The 22,351-nt window shown below is 72.7% G+C and carries 20 protein-coding genes; 11 read left to right on the top strand and 9 right to left on the bottom strand.

Going from position 1 to position 22,351, the window contains the following annotated elements; genetic code table 11:
* The 4 genes from EES43_RS31335 to paaA form a co-directional block, all read right to left on the bottom strand.
* The coding region (locus EES43_RS31335; protein ID WP_241192420.1) for an iron-sulfur cluster assembly protein at positions 1-257 on the bottom strand (257 nt) is incomplete at its 3' end.
* On the bottom strand, positions 251-961 hold the full coding sequence (gene paaC / locus EES43_RS14100; protein ID WP_124269059.1) for a 1,2-phenylacetyl-CoA epoxidase subunit PaaC: 711 nt from the start codon (positions 959-961) through the stop codon (positions 251-253). The genes EES43_RS31335 and paaC, both read right to left, overlap by 7 nt.
* Positions 958-1,248, bottom strand: coding sequence for a 1,2-phenylacetyl-CoA epoxidase subunit PaaB (paaB, locus tag EES43_RS14095; protein WP_124269058.1), 291 nt, complete (start codon positions 1,246-1,248; stop codon positions 958-960). The genes paaC and paaB overlap by 4 nt, the downstream gene beginning before the upstream one ends.
* Positions 1,245-2,309, bottom strand: a complete 1,065-nt coding sequence (gene paaA / locus EES43_RS14090) for a 1,2-phenylacetyl-CoA epoxidase subunit PaaA (protein WP_124269057.1) — start codon at positions 2,307-2,309, stop codon at positions 1,245-1,247. The genes paaB and paaA overlap by 4 nt, the downstream gene beginning before the upstream one ends.
* Positions 2,310-2,424: 115 nt before the next feature.
* Between paaA and EES43_RS14085 the strand changes: the two genes are divergently transcribed.
* The 3 genes from EES43_RS14085 to EES43_RS14075 are packed head-to-tail and all read left to right on the top strand — an operon-like array spanning position 2,425 to position 5,506.
* A complete protein-coding gene (locus tag EES43_RS14085; RefSeq protein WP_241192419.1) occupies positions 2,425-3,435 on the top strand; it encodes a DUF5819 family protein in 1,011 nt (336 codons plus the stop codon).
* Positions 3,432-4,799 (top strand): HTTM domain-containing protein, encoded by a 1,368-nt coding sequence (locus EES43_RS14080; RefSeq protein ID WP_241192418.1) that lies wholly within the window; start codon positions 3,432-3,434, stop codon positions 4,797-4,799. The genes EES43_RS14085 and EES43_RS14080 overlap by 4 nt, the downstream gene beginning before the upstream one ends.
* The gene (locus EES43_RS14075; protein WP_124269055.1) at positions 4,796-5,506 is read left to right on the top strand and encodes a TrmH family RNA methyltransferase; all 711 of its coding nucleotides are present in this window, start codon (positions 4,796-4,798) and stop codon (positions 5,504-5,506) included. Before EES43_RS14080 ends, EES43_RS14075 begins: the two co-directional genes overlap by 4 nt.
* Positions 5,507-5,548: 42 nt before the next feature.
* On the opposite strand, the gene paaN is transcribed toward EES43_RS14075, so the two are convergent.
* Positions 5,549-7,249: a phenylacetic acid degradation protein PaaN gene (gene paaN, locus EES43_RS14070; protein WP_124269054.1), complete on the bottom strand. Its 1,701-nt coding sequence runs from the start codon at positions 7,247-7,249 to the stop codon at positions 5,549-5,551.
* 149 nt (positions 7,250-7,398) lie between these two features.
* Here paaN and EES43_RS14065 point away from each other — a divergent pair, with 149 nt between their 5' ends.
* Positions 7,399-7,995: a TetR/AcrR family transcriptional regulator gene (locus EES43_RS14065; protein WP_124269053.1), complete on the top strand. Its 597-nt coding sequence runs from the start codon at positions 7,399-7,401 to the stop codon at positions 7,993-7,995.
* A gap of 117 nt (positions 7,996-8,112) precedes the next feature.
* On the opposite strand, the gene EES43_RS14060 is transcribed toward EES43_RS14065, so the two are convergent.
* On the bottom strand, positions 8,113-8,634 hold the full coding sequence (locus EES43_RS14060; RefSeq protein ID WP_124269052.1) for an Lrp/AsnC family transcriptional regulator: 522 nt from the start codon (positions 8,632-8,634) through the stop codon (positions 8,113-8,115).
* A 211-nt stretch (positions 8,635-8,845) separates the two neighbouring features.
* Here EES43_RS14060 and pdhA point away from each other — a divergent pair, with 211 nt between their 5' ends.
* The 7 genes from pdhA (at position 8,846) to EES43_RS14025 (ending at position 17,794) form a co-directional block, all read left to right on the top strand.
* A complete protein-coding gene (pdhA, locus tag EES43_RS14055; RefSeq protein WP_124269051.1) occupies positions 8,846-10,000 on the top strand; it encodes a pyruvate dehydrogenase (acetyl-transferring) E1 component subunit alpha in 1,155 nt (384 codons plus the stop codon).
* Positions 9,997-11,028, top strand: coding sequence for an alpha-ketoacid dehydrogenase subunit beta (locus EES43_RS14050; RefSeq protein WP_124269050.1), 1,032 nt, complete (start codon positions 9,997-9,999; stop codon positions 11,026-11,028). The genes pdhA and EES43_RS14050 overlap by 4 nt, the downstream gene beginning before the upstream one ends.
* Positions 11,028-12,608 carry a dihydrolipoamide acetyltransferase family protein gene (locus EES43_RS14045; RefSeq protein WP_124269049.1) on the top strand — a complete coding sequence of 527 codons (1,581 nt, stop codon included), beginning with the start codon at positions 11,028-11,030 and terminating at the stop codon, positions 12,606-12,608. Before EES43_RS14050 ends, EES43_RS14045 begins: the two co-directional genes overlap by 1 nt.
* Positions 12,609-12,776: 168 nt before the next feature.
* Entirely contained in the window at positions 12,777-13,709 is a 933-nt protein-coding gene (locus EES43_RS14040; protein WP_124269048.1) for an NTP transferase domain-containing protein, read from the top strand.
* Entirely contained in the window at positions 13,706-15,388 is a 1,683-nt protein-coding gene (locus tag EES43_RS14035) for a molybdopterin-binding protein (RefSeq protein ID WP_241192417.1), read from the top strand. The genes EES43_RS14040 and EES43_RS14035 overlap by 4 nt, the downstream gene beginning before the upstream one ends.
* On the top strand, positions 15,346-16,506 hold the full coding sequence (locus EES43_RS14030) for a potassium channel family protein (protein ID WP_124269047.1): 1,161 nt from the start codon (positions 15,346-15,348) through the stop codon (positions 16,504-16,506). The genes EES43_RS14035 and EES43_RS14030 overlap by 43 nt, the downstream gene beginning before the upstream one ends.
* A 298-nt stretch (positions 16,507-16,804) precedes the next feature.
* Positions 16,805-17,794 (top strand): NAD(P)H-quinone oxidoreductase, encoded by a 990-nt coding sequence (locus tag EES43_RS14025; protein WP_124269046.1) that lies wholly within the window; start codon positions 16,805-16,807, stop codon positions 17,792-17,794.
* A gap of 148 nt (positions 17,795-17,942) precedes the next feature.
* Here EES43_RS14025 and EES43_RS14020 read toward each other — a convergent pair whose 3' ends face one another.
* The 3 genes from EES43_RS14020 to EES43_RS14010 form a co-directional block, all read right to left on the bottom strand.
* Positions 17,943-18,491, bottom strand: a complete 549-nt coding sequence (locus tag EES43_RS14020; protein WP_124269045.1) for a bacterial proteasome activator family protein — start codon at positions 18,489-18,491, stop codon at positions 17,943-17,945.
* A gap of 146 nt (positions 18,492-18,637) precedes the next feature.
* Positions 18,638-21,493 (bottom strand): FtsX-like permease family protein, encoded by a 2,856-nt coding sequence (locus tag EES43_RS14015; protein ID WP_124269044.1) that lies wholly within the window; start codon positions 21,491-21,493, stop codon positions 18,638-18,640.
* Positions 21,490-22,272, bottom strand: coding sequence for an ABC transporter ATP-binding protein (locus tag EES43_RS14010; RefSeq protein ID WP_124269043.1), 783 nt, complete (start codon positions 22,270-22,272; stop codon positions 21,490-21,492). Before EES43_RS14010 ends, EES43_RS14015 begins: the two co-directional genes overlap by 4 nt.
* Positions 22,273-22,351 lie beyond the last annotated feature (79 nt).

Below are 22,351 nucleotides of genomic sequence, written 5' to 3'. Positions count from 1 at the left end.
GGGGCGAGCACGGTGACCACGGACACCTCCGGCACGCCGTGCTCGTGCAGTACGCGCTCGATGTCGGCGGACATGGCCTCGATCGCCGGGCATCCGGTGTAGGTCGGCGTGAGCCGCACCGTCACCCGTCCCGGGCCGTCCACGCGCACGTCCCGCAGGACGCCCAGCTCGGCCAGGGTCAGCACCGGCAGCTCCGGGTCCGGCACGGAGCCGGCGAGGCCGCGCAGCTCCGCCTCCAGTGCGGTGTCGGTCACCATGACGCCCCCGGGTGGCTGCGGTGCAGATGCTGCATCTCGGCCAGCATGCGGCCGAACGGCTCGGTGTGCAGACCCTGCCGGCCGGCGCCCGCCGCCCAGGCCCCGGAGCGCGGACCGGTCGGAAGGGTCAGAGTGGCGCGCTGCACGACGTCCGCGACCGCGGACAGCCAGGCGGCCTCCAGGGCCGGCCAGTCGACGTCCGCCGCGTCGATCCCCTCGACGGGCTGGAACATCTCGCCCGTGAAGCGCCACAGCGCGTCCAGGCCCTTCTGCATCCGCTCGTGGCTCTCCGCCGTGCCGTCGCCGAGCCGCAGGACCCACTGCTCGGCGTGGTCGCGGTGGTAGGCGACCTCCTTCACGGCCTTCGCCGCCAGGCCGGCGAACTCACCGGCGGAGGCCGCCAGTCGCTCGTACAGCAGGTGCTGGTAGACCGAGAAGAAGAGCTGCCGCGCGATGGTGTGGGCGAAGTCGCCGTTGGGCTGCTCCACCAGCTGGAGGTTGCGGAAGGCCCGCTCCTCGCGCAGATACGCCAGCTCGTCCTCGTCGCCGGCCAGGGAGAGCAGCACCCTCGCCTGCCCGAGCAGGTCCAGGGCGATGTTGGCGAGAGCCACCTCCTCCTCCAGGACGGGGGCGTGACCCGCCCACTCCCCCAGCCGGTGCGAGAGCACCAGCGCGTCGTCACCGAGGGCCAGGGCCGCGCTCACAGGTGCTTCACCCCTTCCGGGATCTCGTAGAACGTCGGGTGGCGGTAGGGCTTGTCCCCGGCCGGCTCGAAGAAGGAGTCCTTCTCGTCGGGCGACGAGGCGGTGACCGCCGTGGACGGCACCACCCAGACCGAGACCCCTTCCGAGCGGCGGGTGTAGAGGTCGCGGGCGCTGCGCAGGGCCATCTCGGCGTCGGGCGCGTGCAGGCTCCCGGCGTGGGTGTGGGACAGCCCGCGCCGCGAACGCACGAACACCTCCCACAGGGGCCAGTCGGTCGAGCTGCTCATGCCGTCTCCTCCACGTGCTGGGCGGGCGAGGTGTCCTGGACCGGTGCGGCGGGCGGGCCGGACCGGGTGGCGCCCGGCCGGGCCGGGCTGTGCTTGGCGGCGTAGGCGGCTGCCGCGTCCCGGACCCAGGCGCCTTCCTCGTGGGCCCTGCGCCGCTGACTGATCCGCTCTTCGTTGCAGGGGCCGTTGCCCTTGAGGACCTCCTGGAACTCGGTCCAGTCGATCGCGCCGAAGTCGTGCTGGCCGCGCTCCTCGTTCCACCGGATGTCGGGGTCCGGAAGAGTCAGGCCCAAGGCCTCGGCCTGCGGGACGCAGATGTCCACGAACCGCTGGCGCAGCTCGTCGTTGGAGTGGCGCTTGATCTTCCAGGCCATCGACTGCGCGGAGTGGGACGAGGCGTCGTCGGGCGGGCCGAACATCATCAGCGACGGCCACCACCAGCGGTTCACCGCGTCCTGGGCCATGTCGTGCTGGGCCGGGGTGCCGCGGCTGAGGGCGAGCAGCAGCTCGTACCCCTGGCGCTGGTGGAAGGACTCCTCCTTGCAGATCCGGACCATCGCGCGGGCGTAAGGACCGTAGGAACAGCGGCAGAGCGGGACCTGGTTGGTGATGGCGGCGCCGTCCACCAGCCAGCCGATGGCGCCGACGTCGGCCCACGTCAGGGTGGGGTAGTTGAAGATCGACGAGTAGCGCTGGCGGCCGGCGTGGAGCTTGTCGAGCAGCTCCTCGCGGCTGGTGCCCAGCGTCTCGGCCGCGCTGTAGAGGTAGAGGCCGTGTCCGGCCTCGTCCTGCACCTTCGCCATGAGGATCGCCTTGCGGCGCAGCGAGGGCGCGCGGGTGATCCAGTTGGCCTCGGGCTGCATGCCGATGATCTCGGAGTGGGCGTGCTGGGCCATCTGGCGGACCAGCGTGGCCCGGTACGCCTCGGGCATCCAGTCGCGCGGCTCGATGCGGTCATCCGCGGCCACGGCCGCGTCGAAGACCGCGGTGCGCGCCGCCTCTGCCGCGTCCGCCGTGCCTGATGTGCTCTGCGCCTTCTGCTCCGCAGTCACTGCCGCCATCCCGGACTCCCTACCGACCGATCGTTCGGTTCATTGACTTCAATGGTGAGTCGACGGCCCGTAGGGTGTCAACCCTGTGGATAACTGAGTGGTGATCGACGGTGAGCGGGGCGGGATGGATTCGGATCACGACGGGGGCTCCGGTGGCGGCGCGAAGGACGCCTGGCCGCGGGTGGTGAACGATCGGAAAGCGGAGCCGGACCCGGTGGCGCACATATCGGCGTCCGCCCCGCCGCACGTACCCGCACAGGCCCAGGGACCGACGTCTCCGCAGGCCGGGGCCGAGGCGGAGCGCCGGGAGGGCCCGCCGGGGGCCGAGGCGCCGGGGGCCGAGGCACCGGCTGGGAAACCGGAAGCAGAGCCCCCGGAGCCCGGCCCTGAGGAGCCCGGCCCTGAGGAGCCCGGCGCTGAGGAGCCCGGCGCTCCGGAAGCCGGGTCCCTGGACGCCGGGTCCCCGCAGCCCGCCGCGGGCATGGCCGCGCTGTCGTTCCCCTTCCAGATCGTCGCGGCCGTGGCACTCGCCGGCATCGGACTGCTGGCCGTCACCCAGCTCGCCATGGTGTTCCTGCACGTCGCCCCGTCCAACACGCTCACCAAGCAGCACGGCAAGACGGTCGACGACTGGATCTACCCCGAGTTCGAGCAGAACTGGAAGCTCTTCGCTCCCAACCCCCTCCAGCAGAACGTCGCCGTCCAGGTGCGGGCCGACGTGTCCCGGCCCGAGGGGCCGCGTACCACCGGCTGGATCAGCCTGACCGGTGAGGACGGGGAGGCGATACGCGGAAACCCCTTCCCGAGCCACGTGCGCCAGAACGAACTCCGCCGGGGCTGGGACTTCTACGTGAACTCGCACGACGCCGAGAACCGGCCCAACGGCCTGCGCGGCGAGCTCTCCGAGCGTTACGTCCGGCGCATCGCGATGCTGCGGCTCAGCGGGCGCGACCTGGGCGGCGCCGTCGAACGGATCCAGATGCGGTCGGTCACCACCCCCGTCGCCCCGCCGGTGTGGAGCACGGAGACGGCCGGCGGCAAGCCGAGCTACCGCGTCCTGCCCTGGTGGGACGTGACGCCGGACGATCTTCCGGCCTCGTCCCGCACCGCGCACGCCGAGGAGGGGGACAAGTGACCGCGACCCCGCACACGACCACCGCCACCGCCACCGTCGCGGGCGCCGACGGCGGCCCCGACTCCGTTGACCGGCCCGGCGGCGGCAGCGGCGGGGCGGCCCGCCTCCTCCAGCGCGTCACCGCCTCGGCCCTCGGCCCGTACCAGAGCGCCGTCATCCGGATCGGCTTCTCCGCGACGTACCTGTTCTTCCTGCTGCGTGAGATCCCGAACCGCCACGAGCTGTACGGCCCCGACAGCCCGTGGCACTGGGACCTGGCCCGACGGCTCACGGAGGGCAACGACGCCTTCTCCGTGCTCATGTGGTCGGACAGCGCCCTGTGGTTCGAGGCGGTGTACGCGCTGACCCTGCTGTCCGCCGCCGGGCTGCTCCTCGGGTGGCGCACCCGGACCATGTCCGTCCTGTTCATGGTCGGCGTGCTGTCCGTGCAGAACCGCAGCATCTTCATGGGCGACGGCGGCGACAACGTCATCCACCTCATGGCGATCTACCTCGTCCTCACGCGCTGCGCCCAGGTCTGGTCGCTGGACGCCCGGCGGGCCGCCCGTGACGCGGAGCGCCGGGCCCACGGCCTGCCGCCCGTGCGTGACATCGCGGGCCCGGTGCTCTGGGCGGTCCTCGGTCCGGTCCTGCTGCTCGCCACACTGATGGACGGGCTCGGCGGGACCTGGTGGATGGGCGTCCTGCTGTGGGTGCTCTGGCTCTCGGCCGCCGCCTGGTGGGCCGCGAACCGACGCGCGCCCGGCGGGCAGTCCCGCCTGCTGCTCGATGTGCTGGCCAATCTCGCCCACAACGCCACGCTCGTGGTGATCATGGCGGAGGTCTGCCTGATCTACGCGACCGCCGGCTGGTACAAGATCCAGGGCACGCGCTGGCAGGACGGCACCGCGCTCTACTACCCGCTCAAGCTGGACTACTTCACGCCGTGGCCCGCGCTGTCGGACCTCCTCGCCTCCAACGCCCTCATGGTGATGGTGCTGAGCTATGCGACCGTCATCGTCCAGGTCGCCTTCCCCTTCACGCTGTTCAACCGGCGGGTGAAGAACGTCCTGCTGGTCGTGATGATCGGCGAGCACCTGGGTATCGCCCTGCTGCTCGGGCTGCCGTTCTTCTCGATGGCGATGATCGCGGCGGACGCGGTGTTCCTGCCGACCGTCTTCCTCGTGTGGCTGGGGCGCATGGTCTCGTCGGCACGCCGGGGCCTGCTCTCCCGGCTGTCGGGCGACTCCCGGAAGGCCGGGGGCCCGCGAGGCCCGGACGGTCCCTCCACCCCCGGTGGGCCCGGTCCGGCGAAGAGCGGTGGGCACGGTACGGAGGAGGCCCCGCCGCACGGCGGCAGCGGGGGCCATACGCTCGTCGGGTGAGCAGTGAGACCGGCAGAACCCAAGAACCCCCGGACGCGGCCCCGCCCGCCGAACCCCTCCAGGCCGAACCCCTCCAGTACGACGACGGATACGGCGAGGAGATCGGCGTCGGGCCGCATCCGCTGCCCTGGCCGGAGGGCGAGCGCTACGACGCGGAGCTGCTGGCCCACGGCGACCGGCGCAACGTCGGCGACGCCTACCGCTACTGGACGCGGGAGGCGATCGTCGCCGACCTGGACCTGCGTCGGCACGACTTCCACGTGGCCGTGGAGAACTGGGGCCACGACTTCAACATCGGCTCCGTGGTCCGGACCGCCAACGCCTTCCTCGCCAAGGAGATCCACATCGTGGGGCGGCGGCGCTGGAACCGGCGCGGCGCCATGGTCACCGACCGCTACCAGCATGTGCGCCACCACCCCGACACGGCGGACCTGACCGCGTGGGCGGCGGCCGAGGGGCTGCCGATCATCGGGATCGACAACCTCCCCGGCGCCGTGCCGCTGGAGCGGACCGAGCTGCCGCGCCGGTGTGTGCTGCTGTTCGGGCAGGAAGGGCCGGGGCTGACCGGGGAAGCGCGCGAACACGCGAGCATGGTGTGCTCGATCGCGCAGTTCGGCTCGACGCGGTCGATCAACGCCGGGGCTGCCGCGGCGATCGCGATGCACGCGTGGGTGCAGCGCCACGCGGACATCCCCGACGCTCCCTGAACTCCAGCTCCCCCGCCCTTCTCCCCGCTGCGTCCGGCGGCCCTACGCCTGGCGGCGCACTTCCACGACGCGGAAGCGGTTGGCGACGAAGGCCGCGTCGCACAGGGCCGCGTTGGCGGCGGGGTTGCCGCCCGAACCGTGGAAGTCGGAGAAGGCGGCGGTCTGATTGACGTAGACCCCGCCGGTCAGGTTCAGCGAGAGCTGGGCCGACTCCTCCAGGCAGACGTCCTCGACGGCGCGCTCCACCTCGGCCGAGGTCGTGTAGGCGCCGACCGTCATCGCGCCCTTCTCACGGATCGTGCGCCGCAGCAACTCCAGAGCGGCGGAGGTGGACTCGACGGCGACGGCGAACGAGACCGGGCCGAAGCACTCCGAGAGGTAGGGCGCGTCGTCGTCGGTCTTCACCCCGTCGAGCTTGACGACGACCGGTGTACGGACGACCGCGTCGGGGAATTCGGCGTTCGCCACCGTGCGCGAGGCCAGGGCGACCTCGCCGAGCGCTCCGGCCGCCTCCACCCGGGCCTTCACGTCCGGGTTGACCAGCGCGCCGAGCAGCGCGGCGGCGCGGGCGTCGTCGCCGAGGAGGCCGGTGACCGCCTCCGCGAGGTCCGCGACCACCTCGTCGTAGGTCTTGGCGCCGGCGTCCGTGGTGATGCCGTCCCGGGGAATGAGCAGGTTCTGCGGGGTGGTGCACATCTGGCCGCTGTACAGCGAGAGCGAGAAGGCCAGGTTGGCGAGCATGCCCCGGTAGTCGTCGGTGGAGTCGACGACGATCGTGTTGACCCCGGCCTTCTCCGTGTAGACCTGGGCCTGGCGGGCGTTGGCCTCCAGCCAGTCGCCGAAGGCGGTGGAGCCGGTGTAGTCGATGATCCGGATCTCGGGTCGGACCGCCAGGGTCTTGGCGATGCCCTCGCCCGGACGCTCGGCGGCCAGGGCGACCAGGTTCGGGTCGAAGCCCGCCTCGGCCAGCACCTCACGGGCCAGGCCCACCGTGAGCGCCAGCGGGAGGACCGCCCTCGGGTGGGGCTTGACCAGGACCGGGTTTCCGGTGGCGAGGGACGCGAAGAGGCCCGGGTAGCCGTTCCACGTGGGGAACGTGTTGCAGCCGATGAGCAGCGAGACACCGCGCCCGGAGGCGATGAACGACTTGTGCAGCTTCAGCGGGTCGCGCTTGCCCTGCGGCTTGGACCAGTCGGCGGTCCGCGGGGTGCGGACCTGCTCCTGGTAGGCGTAGGCGACGGCTTCCAGGCCGCGGTCCTGGGCGTGCGGTCCGCCCGCCTGGAACGCCATCATGAAGGCTTGGCCGCTCGTGTGCATCACGGCGTGCGCGAACTCGTGGGTGCGGGCGCTGATCCGCGACAGGATCTCCAGGCAGACCAGTGCCCGGGTCTCCGGTCCGGCCGCGCGCCAGTCGGCCGTGCCTGCCCGCATCGCCGGCAGCAGCGCGTCCAGGTCGGCATGCGGATACTCGACGCCGAGCGCCGGCCCGTAAGGCGAGACCTCCCCGCCCGTCCAGCCGTCCGTGCCGGGCTGACCGAGGTCCAGCCGGGTGTTCAGCACGGCGTCGAACGCGGCCTTGCCCTCGGCCGCCCCGAGGCTGCCGGGAGCGCCGCCCTCGCCGTACGCCTTCGGGTGCTCGGGGTGCGGTGACCAGTAGGCGCGGGTGGCGATCGTTTCGAGGGCCCGGTCGAGCGTGGGCCGGTGGGTCTCGGACAGCTGCTGGGGGGTGAGCGCGGCGGCCATGGCGGACCAACTCCTCATCGAGCCGGGCAGGGATGTGACGACGGAGTTAGAGTAACCGAACGATCGGTCGGGACAAGTGGGCCCGGCGAACCTGTGGACAACTCGGCCCGAAGCAACCTGTGGACAACCCATGGGGGAGGATCGCGGACATGACCACGGCCAAGCGGGACACGTACACCCCGGAGACTCTGCTCACCGTCGCCGTCCGTGTCTTCAACGAGCGCGGCTACGACGGCACGTCCATGGAGCATCTCTCCCGGGCGGCGGGCATCTCGAAATCCTCCATCTACCACCATGTGACGGGCAAGGAGGAGCTTCTGCGGCGGGCCGTGAGCCGGGCGCTCGACGGCCTCTTCGGCATTCTCGACGAGCCGGGGGCCGTGCGCGGGCGCGCGATCGAGCGGGTCGAGTACGTCACGCGCCGTACCGTCGAGGTGCTGATGGCCGAGCTTCCCTACGTCACGCTGCTGCTGCGCGTGCGCGGCAACACGACGACCGAGCGCTGGGCCCTGGAGCGGCGGCGCGAGTTCGACCAGCGGGTGTCGGAGCTGCTGAAGGCGGCGGTGGCCGACGGGGACCTCCGGGCCGACGTCGACATACGGCTGGCGACCCGGCTGCTGTTCGGCATGGTGAACTCGCTGGTCGAGTGGTACCGGCCGCAGCCGGACGGCTTCCCGGCGGAGGACCAGCTCGCGGACACCGTCGTCCAGCTCGCCTTCGAGGGGATGCGGGCGAGCGGGCGCTGAGGCGCCGGCCCGGGATTCCCGGGCCACGGGGAGCCCCGGCGTCCGACGCGGCTCGGCTCAGGTCGGCGCGCGGGCCGTCTCCGGTCTGCCGCGCGGCCCGGCTCGGGTCGGCGCTGTTCAGTTCAGTTCCGCCGGCCGTTCCGTGAGCGTTCCGAGGTCCGTCTCCTCGAACACCAGCAGGGTGCGGGTGGAGAGCACCTCGGGGATGGCCTGGATCCGGGTGAGGACCAGCTCGCGCAGCGCCCGGTTGTCCGGTGTGTGCACCAGGAGCAGGACGTCGAAATCGCCGCTGACCAGCGCGATGTGCGTCGCGCCCGGCAACGCCTGGAGCTGCTCGCGCACGGTGCGCCAGGAATTCTGGACGATCTTGAGCGTGATGTAGGCGGACGCGCCCTGACCTGCCCGCTCGTGATCGATACGGGCCCCGAAGCCGCGGATCACACCGTCCTCGACCAGGCGGTTGATGCGGGCGTAGGCGTTGGCGCGCGAGACGTGGACGCGCTCGGCCACCGACCGTATCGACGCGCGGCCGTCCGTCCGGAGGATGCGCAGGATGTCGCGGTCGACGGCGTCCAGCGGTCGCGCGGGCGGAACCTGGCCGGGATCCTCGCTCCTGTCGGCCATTTGTTCAGCTGCCATCGGCCCGCGCCTCCCTGTCGTGGACGACCTGGCTCTATCCCAGGCTGTGGAGAACCGTTTGTCCACAGGCTGGCGTCGCCTGTAGCCAAAATGCGCTCGCGACCGAACAATCGGTAGGTGAGACACACCACACCCGTGCCTCGCCCACGCCTCGACATCTCGACACATTTCGACACCCCTCGATCTCCCTCGATGCCAGGAGGTGCCTCTCATGACGGTCCAAGAGCTGCCCGGCGCGGCTGCTTACCGGCCCACGCCGCCCCCGGCCTGGAAGCCGATCACCGATCCCGCGCCGCTGCTCCCGGACCCGGAGCCGTACCGGGTCCTCGGTACGGACGCGATCGCCGACGTGGAGCCCGAGCTGCTGATCCGGCTCCACGCCGAGCTGGTCCGCGGGCGCCGGTACAACACCCAGGCCACCGCGCTGACCAAGCAGGGCCGTCTGGCGGTGTACCCGTCGAGCACCGGCCAGGAGGCGTGCGAGATCGCCGCCGCCCTGGTGCTGGAGGAGCGCGACTGGCTCTTCCCCAGCTACCGGGACACGCTGGCGGCCGTGGCGCGCGGCCTCGACCCGGTCGAGGCGCTGACCCTGCTCCGCGGCGACCGGCACACCGGCTACGACCCGCGTGAGCACCGCATCGCCCCGCTCTGCACCCCACTCGCCACGCAGCTGCCGCACGCGGTGGGCCTGGCGCACGCCGCCCGGCTCAAGGGCGACGACGTCGTCGCGCTCGCCATGGTCGGTGACGGCGGCACCAGCGAGGGCGACTTCCACGAGGCGTTGAACTTCGCGGCGGTCTGGAAGGCCCCGGTCGTCTTCCTCGTGCAGAACAACGGCTTCGCCATCTCCGTGCCGCTGGCCAAGCAGACCGCTGCTCCCTCCCTCGCCCACAAGGCCGTCGGATACGGAATGCCGGGCCGCCTGGTCGACGGCAACGACGCGGCGGCGGTGCACCAGGTGCTTGCCCAGGCGGTGGCCCGGGCCCGGCGCGGCGAGGGCCCGACCCTGGTCGAGGCCGTCACCTACCGCATGGACGCCCACACCAACGCCGACGACGCCACCCGCTACCGGGTCGACAGCGAGGTCGAGGCCTGGCGGGCCCACGATCCGGTCCAACTGCTGGAGCGCGAGCTGACCGGACGCGGACTGCTCGACGACGCGGCCCTGGAGGAGGTCCGGGAGGCCGCCGAGCGCATGGCCGCGGCTCTGCGCGACCGGATGAACGCCGATCCCGTGCTGAACCCGATGGACCTGTTCAGCCATGTCTACGCCGAGCAGACCGAGCAGCTTCGGGAGCAGGCCGACCGGCTGCGCGCCGAGCTGGAGGCCGAGCAGGACCACCACGACCAGGAGGGGGGCCGATGACCACCGCGGCAGCCACGGCCGGCGGACGTACGGCGAAGGCGAAACCGGCCACGATGGCGCAGGCCCTCGGGCGCGCGCTGCGCGACTCGATGGCCGAGGACCCCACCGTGCACGTGCTGGGTGAGGACGTGGGCACGCTCGGCGGGGTCTTCCGGATCACCGACGGGCTGGCGAAGGAGTTCGGCGACGACCGGTGCACCGACACGCCGCTGGCCGAGGCGGGCATCCTCGGAGCGGCCGTCGGCATGGCGATGTACGGGCTGCGGCCCGTGGTGGAGATGCAGTTCGACGCCTTCGCCTACCCGGCGTTCGAACAGCTGATGAGCCATGTCGCCAAGATGCGCAACCGCACCGGCGGGGCGATGCCGCTCCCCATCACCGTGCGAGTGCCCTACGGCGGCGGAATCGGCGGGGTCGAGCACCACAGCGACTCCTCCGAGGCCTACTACATGGCCACGCCCGGCCTGCACGTCGTCACCCCCGCCACGGTCGACGACGCCTACGGACTGCTCCGGGCCTCGATCGCCTCGGACGACCCGGTGGTCTTCCTGGAGCCGAAGCGGCTCTACTGGTCCAAGGCCGACTGGTCGCCGGAGACGCCCGCCGCCGTCGAGCCGATCGGCCGGGCCGTGGTGCGCCGCTCCGGCCGCAGCGCCACGCTCATCACGTACGGGCCCTCCCTGCCGGTCTGCCTGGAGGCCGCCGAAGCGGCGGTCGCGGAGGGCTGGGACCTCGAAGTCGTCGACCTGCGCTCGCTGGTGCCGTTCGACGACGAGACGGTGGCCGCCTCGGTGCGCCGCACCGGGCGCGCGGTCGTGGTCCACGAGTCCCCCGGTTTCGGAGGGCCGGGGGGCGAGATCGCGGCGCGGATCACCGAGCGGTGCTTCCACCACCTGGAGGCGCCGGTGCTGCGGGTGGCCGGATTCGACATCCCCTACCCGCCGCCGATGCTGGAGCGGCACCATCTGCCGGGAGTGGACCGGGTGCTCGACGCGGTGGCCCGGTTGCAGTGGGAGGCGGACAGCTGATGCCCCAGGTGCTCGAATTCAAGCTGCCGGACCTCGGTGAGGGCCTGACCGAGGCGGAGATCGTGCGCTGGCTGGTGGAGGTCGGCGATGTCGTCGCCATCGACCAGCCGGTCGTCGAGGTCGAGACGGCCAAGGCGATGGTGGAGGTGCCGTGCCCCTACGGCGGTGTGGTGACCGCGCGGTTCGGTGAGGAGGGCGCGGAGCTTCCGGTCGGCGCACCGCTGCTGACGGTGGCGGTCGGTGCGCCGGAGACGGTGGACGCCTCCGGCCCCGCCGGCGTACCGGATTCCTCGGCGTCGAACGGAGCGGGCGGCCGTACGGCGACCCGCGGGGCCGAGGCGTCCGGGACGGCTGCCGCTGAGCCGGTCGCGGCGGAGCCCGGCGGCTCCGGGAACGTGCTCGTGGGATACGGGACCGGTGCGCCGGCGGCGCGGCGGCGGCGGATCCGGCCGGAGCGGTTGTCCCTCGCGACAGGGAGCGTCAACGGAACCGTGCCCGGCGCGGGTGCCGTTCCGGTGCCGGCGGCACCTCTTCCGCCAGTGGTGGCGGCCGAACCGGCGAACGAACCCGTGAACGGACCGGTGAACGGACCGGTGAACGAGAAGGACGACGGGCGGCGGGGCCCTGTGGCCGTGGTCTCTCCGCTGGTGCGCCGACTGGCCCGGCAGAACGACATCGATCTGCGGCGGCTGACGGGTTCGGGCCCCGGCGGGCTGATCCTCCGGGCCGACGTGGACGCGGCGATCCGGGAGTCGCAGGCGGGACCGGCGGCCGAGGATTCCGCGCCCGCGCCCGCGCCTGCGTCCACCTCTACCTCTACCTCTGCCTCTGCCTCTATCTCCACGTCTGCGGCTTCCGCCGGTGGTGTGGCCGCTGCGGCGGCCGAGCGGATTCCTCTCCGGGGGGTGCGGGGAGCGGTGGCCGACAAGCTGTCGCGAAGCCGTACGGAGATCCCGGACGCCACCTGCTGGGTGGACGCCGACGCCACCGAGCTGATGGCCGCGCGAGCCGCGATGAACGCGGCGGCCGGTCCGTCGGCCGGACCCAAGGTCTCGGTGCTGGCGCTGCTGGCGAGGATCTGTACGGCGGCGCTGGCCCGGTTCCCGGAGCTCAACGCCACGGTCGACATGGCCGCGCGGGAGATCGTGCGCTTGCCGTCGGTCCATCTCGGGTTCGCGGCGCAGACGGAGCGCGGGCTCGTCGTTCCGGTCGTGCGGGACGCGCACACCCGCAACGTGGAGTCGATCGGCGCAGAGATCGCCCGGCTGACCGAGGCGGCGCGGACCGGGACGCTGACTCCGGCCCAACTGACCGGAGGCACGTTCACGCTCAACAACTACGGGGTGTTCGGGGTCGACGGATCGACGCCGATCATCAACCACCCCGAGGCCGCGATGCTCGGCGTCGGCCGGATCATGCCCAAGCCCTGGGTGCACCGGGGTGAGCTGGCCGTGCGCCAGGTCGTGCAGTTGTCGCTCACCTTCGACCACCGGGTGTGCGACGGCGGAACGGCGGGTGGATTCCTCCGGTACGTGGCCGACTGCGTGGAGCAGCCGGCGGTACTGCTGCGCACCCTGTAGCGGCGGGCGGGGCCGGTCCCCCGCACGGAGGCCCGTCGTGGCGGTCGCCGGGCCGGGGCCCGGGGCCGCCCTTCCCCCTCCGTCGGCGTGCGGGAGGGGGAGGGGCGGGTCGACCGGGCCGCTCACCCTGAGGGTTCGTCCGAGGAGGGCGGCGACCATACTCGACGCATGACCGCGTACGACGTGATCGTTCTTGCAGGCGGAGCCGCGAAGCGCCTCGGCGGTGCCGACAAGCCCGGGGTACGGGTCGGCGGCCGAGCGCTGCTGGACCGCGTCCTCGCGGCCTGCGCCGATGCGGGTGCCACCGTGGTGGTGGGCGGGCGGCGGGCCACCGCCCGCCCGGTGGCCTGGACCCGGGAAGAGCCCGAGGGCGGAGGGCCGTTGGCGGCGCTCGGTGCGGGGGTGGGGCTGACGGCTGCCGAGCGCGTTCTCGTCCTCTCCGCCGACCTGCCGTTCCTGAGCCGGGAGACGGTGGACGCGTTGCTGGCCGCCGCCGACGAGGACGGGCGGGAGGGCGCTCTGTGCACCGACCCCGCAGGGCGCGACCAGCCGCTCGTCGCCGTCTATCGTGCCGAGCCGCTCCGCCGTGAGCTGGCCCTCCTCGCGACCGAGCACGGAAGCCTCGCGGGTCTGCCGCTCCGCCTGCTGACCGTGGAGCTGGATCTCGCGCGGGTAGACGCCGGTCCGCTCGCCGCGTTCGACTGCGACACTTGGGACGACATCGCCGCAGCCAGAGCGCGGATCAGGGAGCATGGGGCCGTGCTGGACGAATGGATCACCTCGGTCAAGAACGAACTGGGAGTCGAACTCGACGTCGACACCGACGTCCTGCTCGACCTCGCCCGTGACGCCGCGCACGGAGTCGCCAGGCCCGCCGCTCCGCTCACGACGTTCCTGGTCGGGTTCGCCGCCGGCCGGGCGAGTGCCGGAGACGGACCGGAGGTCGCCGCCGCGGTGGCCGATGCCGCCGGCAAGGCCGCCGCCCTCGCCCTGCGCTGGGAGGAGGAGGCGGGCTCTACGCCTGCGGAGACCGGGAAGGCGGCGGGGACGGGCACCGCGCCGGGTAGCGGGGGTGGCGGCGACGGGGGCGGGACGCCATGACCGGCCGCCGCCCCGACGATGCCCATGCCCTCGCCCGCGCGGCGGAGGAGGAGCGGGCCGTCCAGCAGGCCCTCGCCCTGGTCGGCGGTCGGACCTTCGGCCCGAGTTCTGGCCGGGGCGCACCGGACGAGCGGACGCCGCCGGACGCCGCCCACTGTTCCTCACCGCACTCCGAGCCGCCGCGCGGTGCGTCGGGCAGCTCGCCTGAACACCTCCCCGAGGGCGCGCCGGACACCTGGACAGACGTTCCGCCGGGCACCCCGTCGCCCGCGGCCTCGGCACCGGACCGGGCCTCCGGGCCTTCGGACGACCTGGCCTTCGAGCCCTCGGACCGGGTCTCCGGGGCCTCGGATCGTGCCTCCGGGGCCTCCCGAGCCTCTGGGGCCTCCCGAGCCTCTGGGGCCTCCGATTCCTCGGACCGGGCCCCCGAGCCGGCTCCTCCCGTATCGCCGTCCGTCTCCTGGGAGCGGGCGCGGACCGTCGCCGCACATGTCGGTCGGAGCGGTCCGCCCGCCGCGATCCGGCTGCCGCTCGACCGGGCTCTGGGACACGTGCTCGCCGAGACGCTCGACGCGCTCACCGACCTGCCGCCCTTCGACACCTCGGCCATGGACGGCTGGGCGGTCGCCGGACCGGGGCCCTGGGCGTTCGAGGGCGGGGCCGGGCTGCTCGCCGGGCGCGACGCCCCCGCCCGGTTGCCCGACGGCACCGCCGTACGGATCGCCACCGGCGCCCGTGTCCCGGCCGAGACGACGGCTGTCGTCCGCACCGAGCACGCCCACGCGGACGAGGCCAAGGGATTGGTGCACGCCCGGCGGCCCGTCGCCACAGGTCAGGACATCCGCCCCCGCGGCCAGGAGTGCCGCTCCGGCGACCCGCTCCTGCCTGCTGGGACGGTGGTGACGCCGGCGGTACTGGGTCTGGCCGCGGCAGCCGGTTACGACGCCCTGCCCGCCGTCCCCCGGCCGCGCGTCGACATCCTGGTCCTCGGCGATGAACTGCTTGCCGCGGGCCTGCCGCGCGACGGACTGATCCGTGACGCTCTCGGCCCCATGCTGGCCCCCTGGCTGCGGGCGCTGGGCGCCGAGGTCTCCGGCCCGCGTCGGCTCGGGGACGACGCGGGGGCGCTGCGCGCAGCCGTCGTCGGGTCCGACGCCGACCTGATCGTCACCACCGGGGGCACCGCCTCCGGTCCGGTCGACCATGTGCACCGGGTCCTCGAAGACCTCGGAGCCGAGCTGCTGGTGGACGGGGTGGCCGTCCGCCCCGGGCACCCCATGCTGCTGGCCCGGCTCTCCCCGGGCGGGCCCTGTCTGGTCGGGCTGCCCGGGAACCCGCTGGCCGCCGTGGCGGGGCTGCTGACGCTCGCCGAACCGCTGCTCGCGGGCATCGCGGGCCGCCCGCCGCAGGACGCGTACCGGGCTCTCGTCCACGCCGAGGTGCACGGCCACCCGCACGACACCCGTCTCGTTCCGGTCGTCCACCGTGCGGGCCGGGTGGGCGGCCGGGACCACGTCGCGCCGCTGCGTTACAACGGTCCGGCCATGCTGCGCGGTATCGCCTCGGCGGACGGACTGGCCGTCGTACCGCCGGGCGGGGTACGGTCCGGCACCGAGGTGGAGATTCTCGATCTGCCATGGGCCCCGGCGACGCCGTGGACGGAAGGGTGTTTCACGTGAAACTTCCCGGCCACGATGCGATGGCCAGGCGCGCCGACGAGCATGTCGTACCGACGCGTGTGATGCTGCCGCGCCGTGTCGTCGACGGCCCGGCGCGGCAGGTCGGCAAACGGCTGCTGATGGCGCTGCTCGTGCTGGCCACGACGGTGATGATCGTCTGGCTCGACCGCGGCGGCTACAACGACAACGCCGACGGCAAGGTCGACCTGCTGGACGCGGTCTACTACGCGACGGTCACGCTCTCGACCACCGGGTACGGCGACATCACCCCGTACAGCGACGGTGCGCGGCTGATCAACGTGGTGCTCGTGACACCGCTGCGCGTGCTCTTCCTGATCATCCTGGTCGGCACCACTCTCGAAGTCCTCACGGAACGCACCCGGGAGGACTTCCGGCTGAAGCGTTGGAGATCCAACTTGCGTGACCACACCGTCGTCGTCGGCTTCGGAACGAAGGGCCGCTCGGCGATCCAGACCCTCTGCGCCACCGGCCTCCGCAACGAGCAGATCGTCATCGTCGATCCGGCCACCAAGGTGATCGAGGCGGCCAACGCCGAGGGCTTCACCGGAGTGCTGGGCGATGCCACACGGAGCGACGTCCTGCTCCGCGCCGAGCTCCAGAAGGCGCGTCAGATCATCATCGCCACGCAGCGCGACGACACCGCCGTACTGGTGGCCCTGACCGCGCGGCAGCTGAACCGCAGCGCCAAGATCGTGGCGGCGGTCCGCGAGGAGGAGAACGCGCCTCTCCTGCGCCAGTCCGGCGCCGACGCGGTGATCACCAGCGCCAGTGCCGCGGGCCGACTGCTCGGCCTCTCCGTCCTGAGCCCGAGCGCGGGCACCGTGATGGAGGACCTGATCCAGCAGGGCAGCGGCCTCGATCTCGTCGAACGGCCGGTCATAAAGGCCGAGGTGGGCAAGAGCGTGCGGGAGACCGAGGACCTGGTGGTCAGCGTGTTGCGCGGACACCGGCTGCTCGGCTACGACGATCCGGCGGCCAGCCCGTTGCAGCTGACGGACCGGGTCATCACCATCGTGCGCGCCGGTCAGCCCCACGGCTCCGCCGCCCACAACAGCTCCGGCCCCCACAACCCGATGCCTCCGCACAACCGCACCTGAGCGGATCGCTGCCGACCCGAGCCCGCCCTGACCCGAGCCCGAGCCGACCCGCGCCTGACCCGCCCGCGCCGACCCACACCGCAGCCGACCCGTGCCCGACCCGAGCACAAGCCTGAGCCGACCCGCGCCGACCCACACCGCAGCCGCCCGCGCCCGAGCCGACCCGCACCCCAGCCGACCCGCACCCCAGCCGACCGCTGCTGAGCCCGACCGCTGCTGAGCCCGTCCGCGTCGGCACGCCGTTCCGGCCCCACGGCGGACCGCGCGCGGCGGCAGCGCCCGGAGTAGCCTCGCGGCCATGCATGCGATCACGATCCCCGAACCCGGTGGCCCCGAGGCGCTCGTGTGGGCCGAAGTGCCCGATCCCGTACCCGGCGAGGGCGAGGTCCTCGTCGAGGTCGTCGCCAGTGCCGTGAACCGTGCCGATGTGCTTCAGCGGCAGGGCTTCTACGACCCGCCGCCCGGTTCCTCCTCCTACCCCGGTCTGGAGTGCGCGGGCCGCGTCGCGGCGCTCGGCCCCGGGGTGACCGGATGGGCGGTCGGCGACGAGGTGTGCGCCCTCCTCGCGGGCGGCGGCTACGCGGAGAAGGTCGCCGTGCCCTCCGGGCAGTTGCTCCCCGTGCCCCGGGGCGTGGACCTGGCGGTGGCCGCCGCGCTGCCCGAGGTGACCGCCACCGTCTGGTCGAACGTCTTCATGGTGGCGCACCTCCGTCCTGGTGAGACCCTTCTCGTCCACGGCGGCTCCAGCGGCATCGGCACGATGGCGATCCAGCTGGCCAAGGCCGTCGGCGCCCGGGTCGCGGTCACCGCGGGCAGCCCGCAGAAGCTGGCCCGGTGCGCCGAGCTGGGCGCGGACATCCTCATCAACTACCGCGAGCAGGACTTCGTCGAGGAGCTGAGGGAGACGACCGCCGGGGCGGGGGCCGACGTCATCCTCGACCTCATCGGCGCCAAGTACCTGGACCGGAACGTGCAGGCGCTCGCCGTCAACGGCCGCCTGGCGATCATCGGCCTCCAGGGTGGCGCCAAGGGCGAACTCAACCTCGGCTCCCTGCTCGCCAAGCGCGCCGCCGTCACCGCCACCTCGCTGCGGGGGCGTCCGCTCCAGGAGAAGGCCGCCATCGTCGCCGCCGTGCGCGAGCATGTCTGGCCGCTGATCGAGGGCGGGGTCGTCCGCCCGATCGTGGACCGTACGGTGTCGATGCCGGACGCCGCCGAGGCGCACCGGGTGCTCGAATCCAGCACGCACGTCGGCAAGGTGCTGCTGGCCGCGCCGGGCGCCGCCTGACGTACCCCGGTACGCGAGGGCGAGCGCGTCCGTCCGCCGGTACGGCGAAGGCCCGGCGCACACTCCGCGGTGTGCGCCGGGCCTCGGACATTCTTCGTGCGAGCGCCGTGGTGGGTGCCCGTTGGCGGGGTCCCGTTGACGGGGCCCGTTACAGGTACGGCCCCGAGCGGATCGGGCCGTGCGGATCGGCGCCGCCCTCCTCGTCCTCGTGGCCCACACCGGGCGGCAGCGCCCGGCGCATCTGCTCCAGCTGGGCGCGGGCCGCCATCTGCTGGGCGAAGAGCGCGGTCTGGATGCCGTGGAACAACCCCTCCAGCCAGCCGACCAACTGGGCCTGCGCGATACGCAGCTCGGCCTCGGAGGGCACCGACTCCTCGGTGAACGGCAGCGAGAGCCGCTCCAGCTCCTCGACCAGCTCCGGCGCCAGGCCGTCCTCCAGCTCCTTCACGGAACTGGCGTGGATCTCCTTGAGCCTGACCCGGCTCGCCTCGTCGAGAGGAGCCGCCCTGACCTCCTCCAGGAGCTGCTTGATCATGCTGCCGATGCGCATGACCTTCGCGGGCTGTTCGACCATCTCCGTCACCGGGACCTCGCGCGACTCGTCGTCACTGGCACCGCCGCCGATAGCCATTCCGTCCTGGCCCACGACAAGGACCTGCGGGTGCTCCTGCGACCGGTCATTCCTCGGCATCTCCATGCTGCCATTGTCTCGCACACGTGCCGTACACCACGTTGGTGCCCCCGGAAACGGATGATCCACCGTCTCCGGGGGCACCGGAATCGCCGCAGGACAAGGGAATGGGCTTCCGGAGGCCGAGTCCGCGCGGCCGAGTCCGCGCGGGATCAGCCCGCGCGCCGGGTCAGCGTCAGCCGCGAGCTGGTGAGGCCGGCGGCCAGCAGCCCGGCCAGCACCGGCACGGCCAGGGTCAGCAGCCCGATCGTCCCCCACGGCATCACGATCGGCGTGTACGCCGAGACCAACGGGTCCCGGCGCATGACCTCCATCGCCGCGCCCAGGTCGGTCAGCCGCAGTGCGACCGCCGGCACGATCCCCGCCAGCGTCCCGAGCAGCACCCCCGTCAACGCGACCACCAGGCACTGGAAGCCGGACAGCGACCGCCGTACGCCCGGGGGCGCGCCGACCGCGCTCAGTGTGATGAGGTCGGCCTCCGCGTCGGCCTTGGACAACCCGGTCGTGATGGCGGCGGCGCCCAGCGTCACCACTCCGGCGAAGAGGGCGAGGATCAGCAGGATCGTGGCGTCGTCGGAGCTGGTCGGCTCCATCGGGGTCGTGACGTAGGCGCCGTCTCCGGTCTGGGTGATCGCCGCTGCCATCGCCTGGTTCTCGGCGTCCGTCGGGTTGCGTTCGAGCCTGTACACGCTGCCGTGGTCCTCGGTGTGGAGGCCGAGCCGGGCGGCGGTCTGCTTCGGCAGGATCATCCGGATGCCGGGCGTCGCGGCGAAGCGGGCCGGTGCGACATACACCTTCAGCCGGTCCGTGGTGGTGCGGGCCTTGCCGGGGTACTGGGCGCGGTTCTTCTTGTCACGCGCGTTGTAGATGTGGTCGGCCTTGAGGGTGACCTCGCCGTTCTTCGCGTACGCCGGATTCAGCAGCACCGGGGTGCCCTCCGCCAGGGCTTTCGCCGCCGCCGGATCGTCGAGTTCTACGTACGAGGCGAGCAGGTCGGCGCCCCCGACGACGATGTCGTCGTCGTTGCCGAACAAGGCGGAGGTGTACAGCTCGTCCAGGCATGCGGGCGAGTTCATCAGCCGCTTGTGCTCGTCGGACGAGATCCTCAGGGCGAGTTCCTTGGCGCCCTTGCCCTGGAGCGGGCAGGTGTGGCCTTTGCCGGTGGGTTTGACGAGCTCGACGGTTCCGCAGCCGTTCGCCTCCTCGTAGTACACGGAGCAGTTGCTGCCGGCCCAGACCTTCTCGAAGTCGACGCGCCCACCGCTGACCGGGAGGTTCTGATCGACGGCGGCCCGAACGCGCGGCAGTTCGGCGGTCTCCGCAGTCTGGGAGACCGTCAGCGCCGCAGTGCCCGCAGTGAGGTTGGGCACGTAGTCGGCCTGCTGCTCCGCCGAACTGCTGCTGGTGTACGTGGCGATGGCGACGCTTCCGGCGACGGCCGCCATCACGGCGGCGACGGCCGGAGCGGTACGGCCCCGGTTGCGGGCGGCGTCACGCAGAGCGAACCGCGGCGTCATCGGCAGCCGGCTGCCGAGTCGGCCGAGGAAGCCGACGATCACCGGAACGCAGCCGAGAACGCCCAGTTCGGCGAGGACGGATCCCCCGGCCACCAGGTTGGTGCTGCCGCTGATGCCCCCGTAGACCGCGACGGCGACGCCGGCCGCCAACGCGATCACGCCGACGACGGGCAGGACGCGGGAGCCGCGCCGGGTGCCGCGCCGTCCGGTGAGGGACTCCAGGACGGACTGGCGGGCCGCCACGATCGCCGGGGCGAGGGCGGCGAGGACACCGGTCACCAGGCCGAGCACGGCGATGGCGGTGATCTCCAAGGGCTGGATGCTGAGTTCGCCGAAGCGCCTTCCGGCGAACTCCTCGATCATCGGCCGGAACAGTGCGGTGAGGCCGAATCCGGCCGCCACGCCGATCGCCGCACCGACCGCGCCGAGCACCGCACCGCCCGCGAGCACGACGGCCCCGACCTGGCCGCGGCTGCCTCCGCACGAACCGACCAGGCCCAGTTGCCTGCGCGAACGGCGGGCGCCCACGGCGAACGCGGGTCCGGCGAGCAGCACGATCTCCAGGACGGCCATAACGACCACGGTCAGCGCCGCGGCGGTCATCTTCGGATCCGAGGTCGACCCCAGGTCCATCTTCTCGGCCAGGGGGATCTCGGATGCGGGCGGCGGGTCCAGGACGACCTGGCGGGACGTCACCAGAACGCCCGTCTTGTTGGCGGCAAGGACGTCCCGCCAGGTCACGCCCGCTTTGGACGGCCCGTTGACCAGCCACGTCATCTCGCCCGCCTGGGGCGGCAGGATCTTCTTGTCGCGGTCCGCGGCCTGCTGCCACGGCGCGATGACCGCGCCGTCCACGGCGAACAAGGATTTCGCGTTCAGATCGGCGGGCACTTCCACCACACCGGTGAGCGTGTAGGACAGCTGCGGTCCGCGCACGGTGACCCGGTCGCCGACGGACAGTCCGGACGCCTCGGCGAAGGCCGTGGTCGCGGCGACCTCGTTCCTGGCCCGCGGGTAGGCGCCGTCGGTCAGCTCGACCCTGCCGCGCATCATCGGATCGGCGACGCGCAGTTCGGTGATCTCGGTGTCGGCGATGCCGTGGCGGGTCGTCACGGACGCGGGCACGGACTGCTCGGTCAGGAACCGCGAGCCGTCGGGGAACGTCGCCGGTACGTCCACCGGCTCCGGTTCTTCCCCGGGGCGCTGTTCGGGAGGGTCGCCGGGCGTGGTCCAGTTGAAGGCATCGGGCATCTGATGGATGCGGACCGGCCCCAGCCCCGCGTCGGTGAACCGGGCGTCGGCCGAGCCCAGCGTCTCTGTCAGCACCCTCGCCGGGGTGGTCTCGGTGCTGCGGGCGGTCAGGTCGAGGGCGGTCACACCGACGACGGGCAGGGCGATCATCGCCACGACCAGGGCACTGCGGCCCTTGGCCCGCAGGGCGTCGCGCCGGGCGATGCGGAGGGCGGCGCGCCATCCGGGAAGCGGGCTCACCTGGCGGCCTCGGCGGCGAGGAGGGAGTCGGCTCCGCTGGTGGCCGTCTGGTCGACGACCGAACCGTCGCGGAGGAAGACGACCCGGTCCGCCCAGGCCGCGTACCGGGGTTCGTGCGTCACCATGACGCCGGCCGCGCCCTCGTCGCAGCGGGTGCGCAGCAGGGCGAGGACGGCCTCGCCGGTCTCGGAGTCGAGCGCGCCGGTCGGTTCGTCGGCGAGGACGAGGCGGCGGTCGCCCACGAGGGCGCGGGCGATGGCGACGCGCTGCTGCTGGCCGCCGGACATCTCGTCGGGGAAGCGGTCGGCCACCTCGGAGAGTTTCAGTTCGGCGAGGGCCGCCAGGGCCTCCTTGCGGGCCTTGCGCACGGAGACGCCGTCGAGTTCGCGGGGCAGCGCGATGTTCTCGGCGGCGGTCAGGGCGGGGATGAGGTTGTAGTCCTGGAAGACGTAGCCGACGCTGCGGCGGCGCAGGGCCGCCATGCCCTTGTGGCCGAGGGAGGTGATGTCCTGGCCTTCGATGATCACCTGGCCGCTCGTGGCGGTGTCGAGGCCGCCGGCCAGTGTCAGCAGGGTGGACTTGCCGGAGCCGGACGGCCCCATCACGGCGACGAGTTCGCCGGGATACACGGCGAAATCGATGCCGCGCAGGGCGTGTACCTCCGCGATGCCGGAGCCGTGGGTGCGGGTCAGCGCCCGCAGTTCGAGTACGGGGTCGCCGGCGGGCGAACCGGGCCTACCGGAGGCTCGGGGCGTGGGCGGGTTGGGGTCGGACGGCATGGCGGTGGTTCCCCCTGGGGACGCGCGGATGATGTACGGGTGGTGCTGGTGCTGGTGCTGGTGCTGGTGCTGGTGCTGA

The sequence above is a fragment of the Streptomyces sp. ADI96-02 genome (genome assembly GCF_003846185.1).
Taxonomy (GTDB): Bacteria; Actinomycetota; Actinomycetes; order Streptomycetales; family Streptomycetaceae; genus Streptomyces.
Note: the sequence above shows the minus strand (reverse complement) of the source record. Positions and strands in the feature narration are given on the sequence as shown.

Bases quoted from the DNA above. Each gene is read 5' to 3' on its own strand.
- paaA (WP_124269057.1), bottom strand. From the start codon at position 2,309: ATGGCGGCAGTGACTGCGGAGCAGAAGGCGCAGAGCACATCAGGCACG.
- EES43_RS14065 (WP_124269053.1), top strand. From the start codon at position 7,399: ATGACCACGGCCAAGCGGGACACGTACACCCCGGAGACTCTGCTCACC.
- paaB (WP_124269058.1), bottom strand. From the start codon at position 1,248: ATGAGCAGCTCGACCGACTGGCCCCTGTGGGAGGTGTTCGTGCGTTCG.
- paaN (WP_124269054.1), bottom strand. From the start codon at position 7,249: ATGGCCGCCGCGCTCACCCCCCAGCAGCTGTCCGAGACCCACCGGCCC.
- EES43_RS14040 (WP_124269048.1), top strand. From the start codon at position 12,777: ATGACCGCGTACGACGTGATCGTTCTTGCAGGCGGAGCCGCGAAGCGC.
- EES43_RS14050 (WP_124269050.1), top strand. From the start codon at position 9,997: ATGACCACCGCGGCAGCCACGGCCGGCGGACGTACGGCGAAGGCGAAA.
- EES43_RS14030 (WP_124269047.1), top strand. From the start codon at position 15,346: ATGGGCCCCGGCGACGCCGTGGACGGAAGGGTGTTTCACGTGAAACTT.
- EES43_RS14010 (WP_124269043.1), bottom strand. From the start codon at position 22,272: ATGCCGTCCGACCCCAACCCGCCCACGCCCCGAGCCTCCGGTAGGCCC.
- EES43_RS14085 (WP_241192419.1), top strand. From the start codon at position 2,425: ATGGATTCGGATCACGACGGGGGCTCCGGTGGCGGCGCGAAGGACGCC.
- EES43_RS14025 (WP_124269046.1), top strand. From the start codon at position 16,805: ATGCATGCGATCACGATCCCCGAACCCGGTGGCCCCGAGGCGCTCGTG.
- EES43_RS14020 (WP_124269045.1), bottom strand. From the start codon at position 18,491: ATGGAGATGCCGAGGAATGACCGGTCGCAGGAGCACCCGCAGGTCCTT.
- EES43_RS14035 (WP_241192417.1), top strand. From the start codon at position 13,706: ATGACCGGCCGCCGCCCCGACGATGCCCATGCCCTCGCCCGCGCGGCG.
- pdhA (WP_124269051.1), top strand. From the start codon at position 8,846: ATGACGGTCCAAGAGCTGCCCGGCGCGGCTGCTTACCGGCCCACGCCG.
- EES43_RS14060 (WP_124269052.1), bottom strand. From the start codon at position 8,634: ATGGCAGCTGAACAAATGGCCGACAGGAGCGAGGATCCCGGCCAGGTT.
- EES43_RS14045 (WP_124269049.1), top strand. From the start codon at position 11,028: ATGCCCCAGGTGCTCGAATTCAAGCTGCCGGACCTCGGTGAGGGCCTG.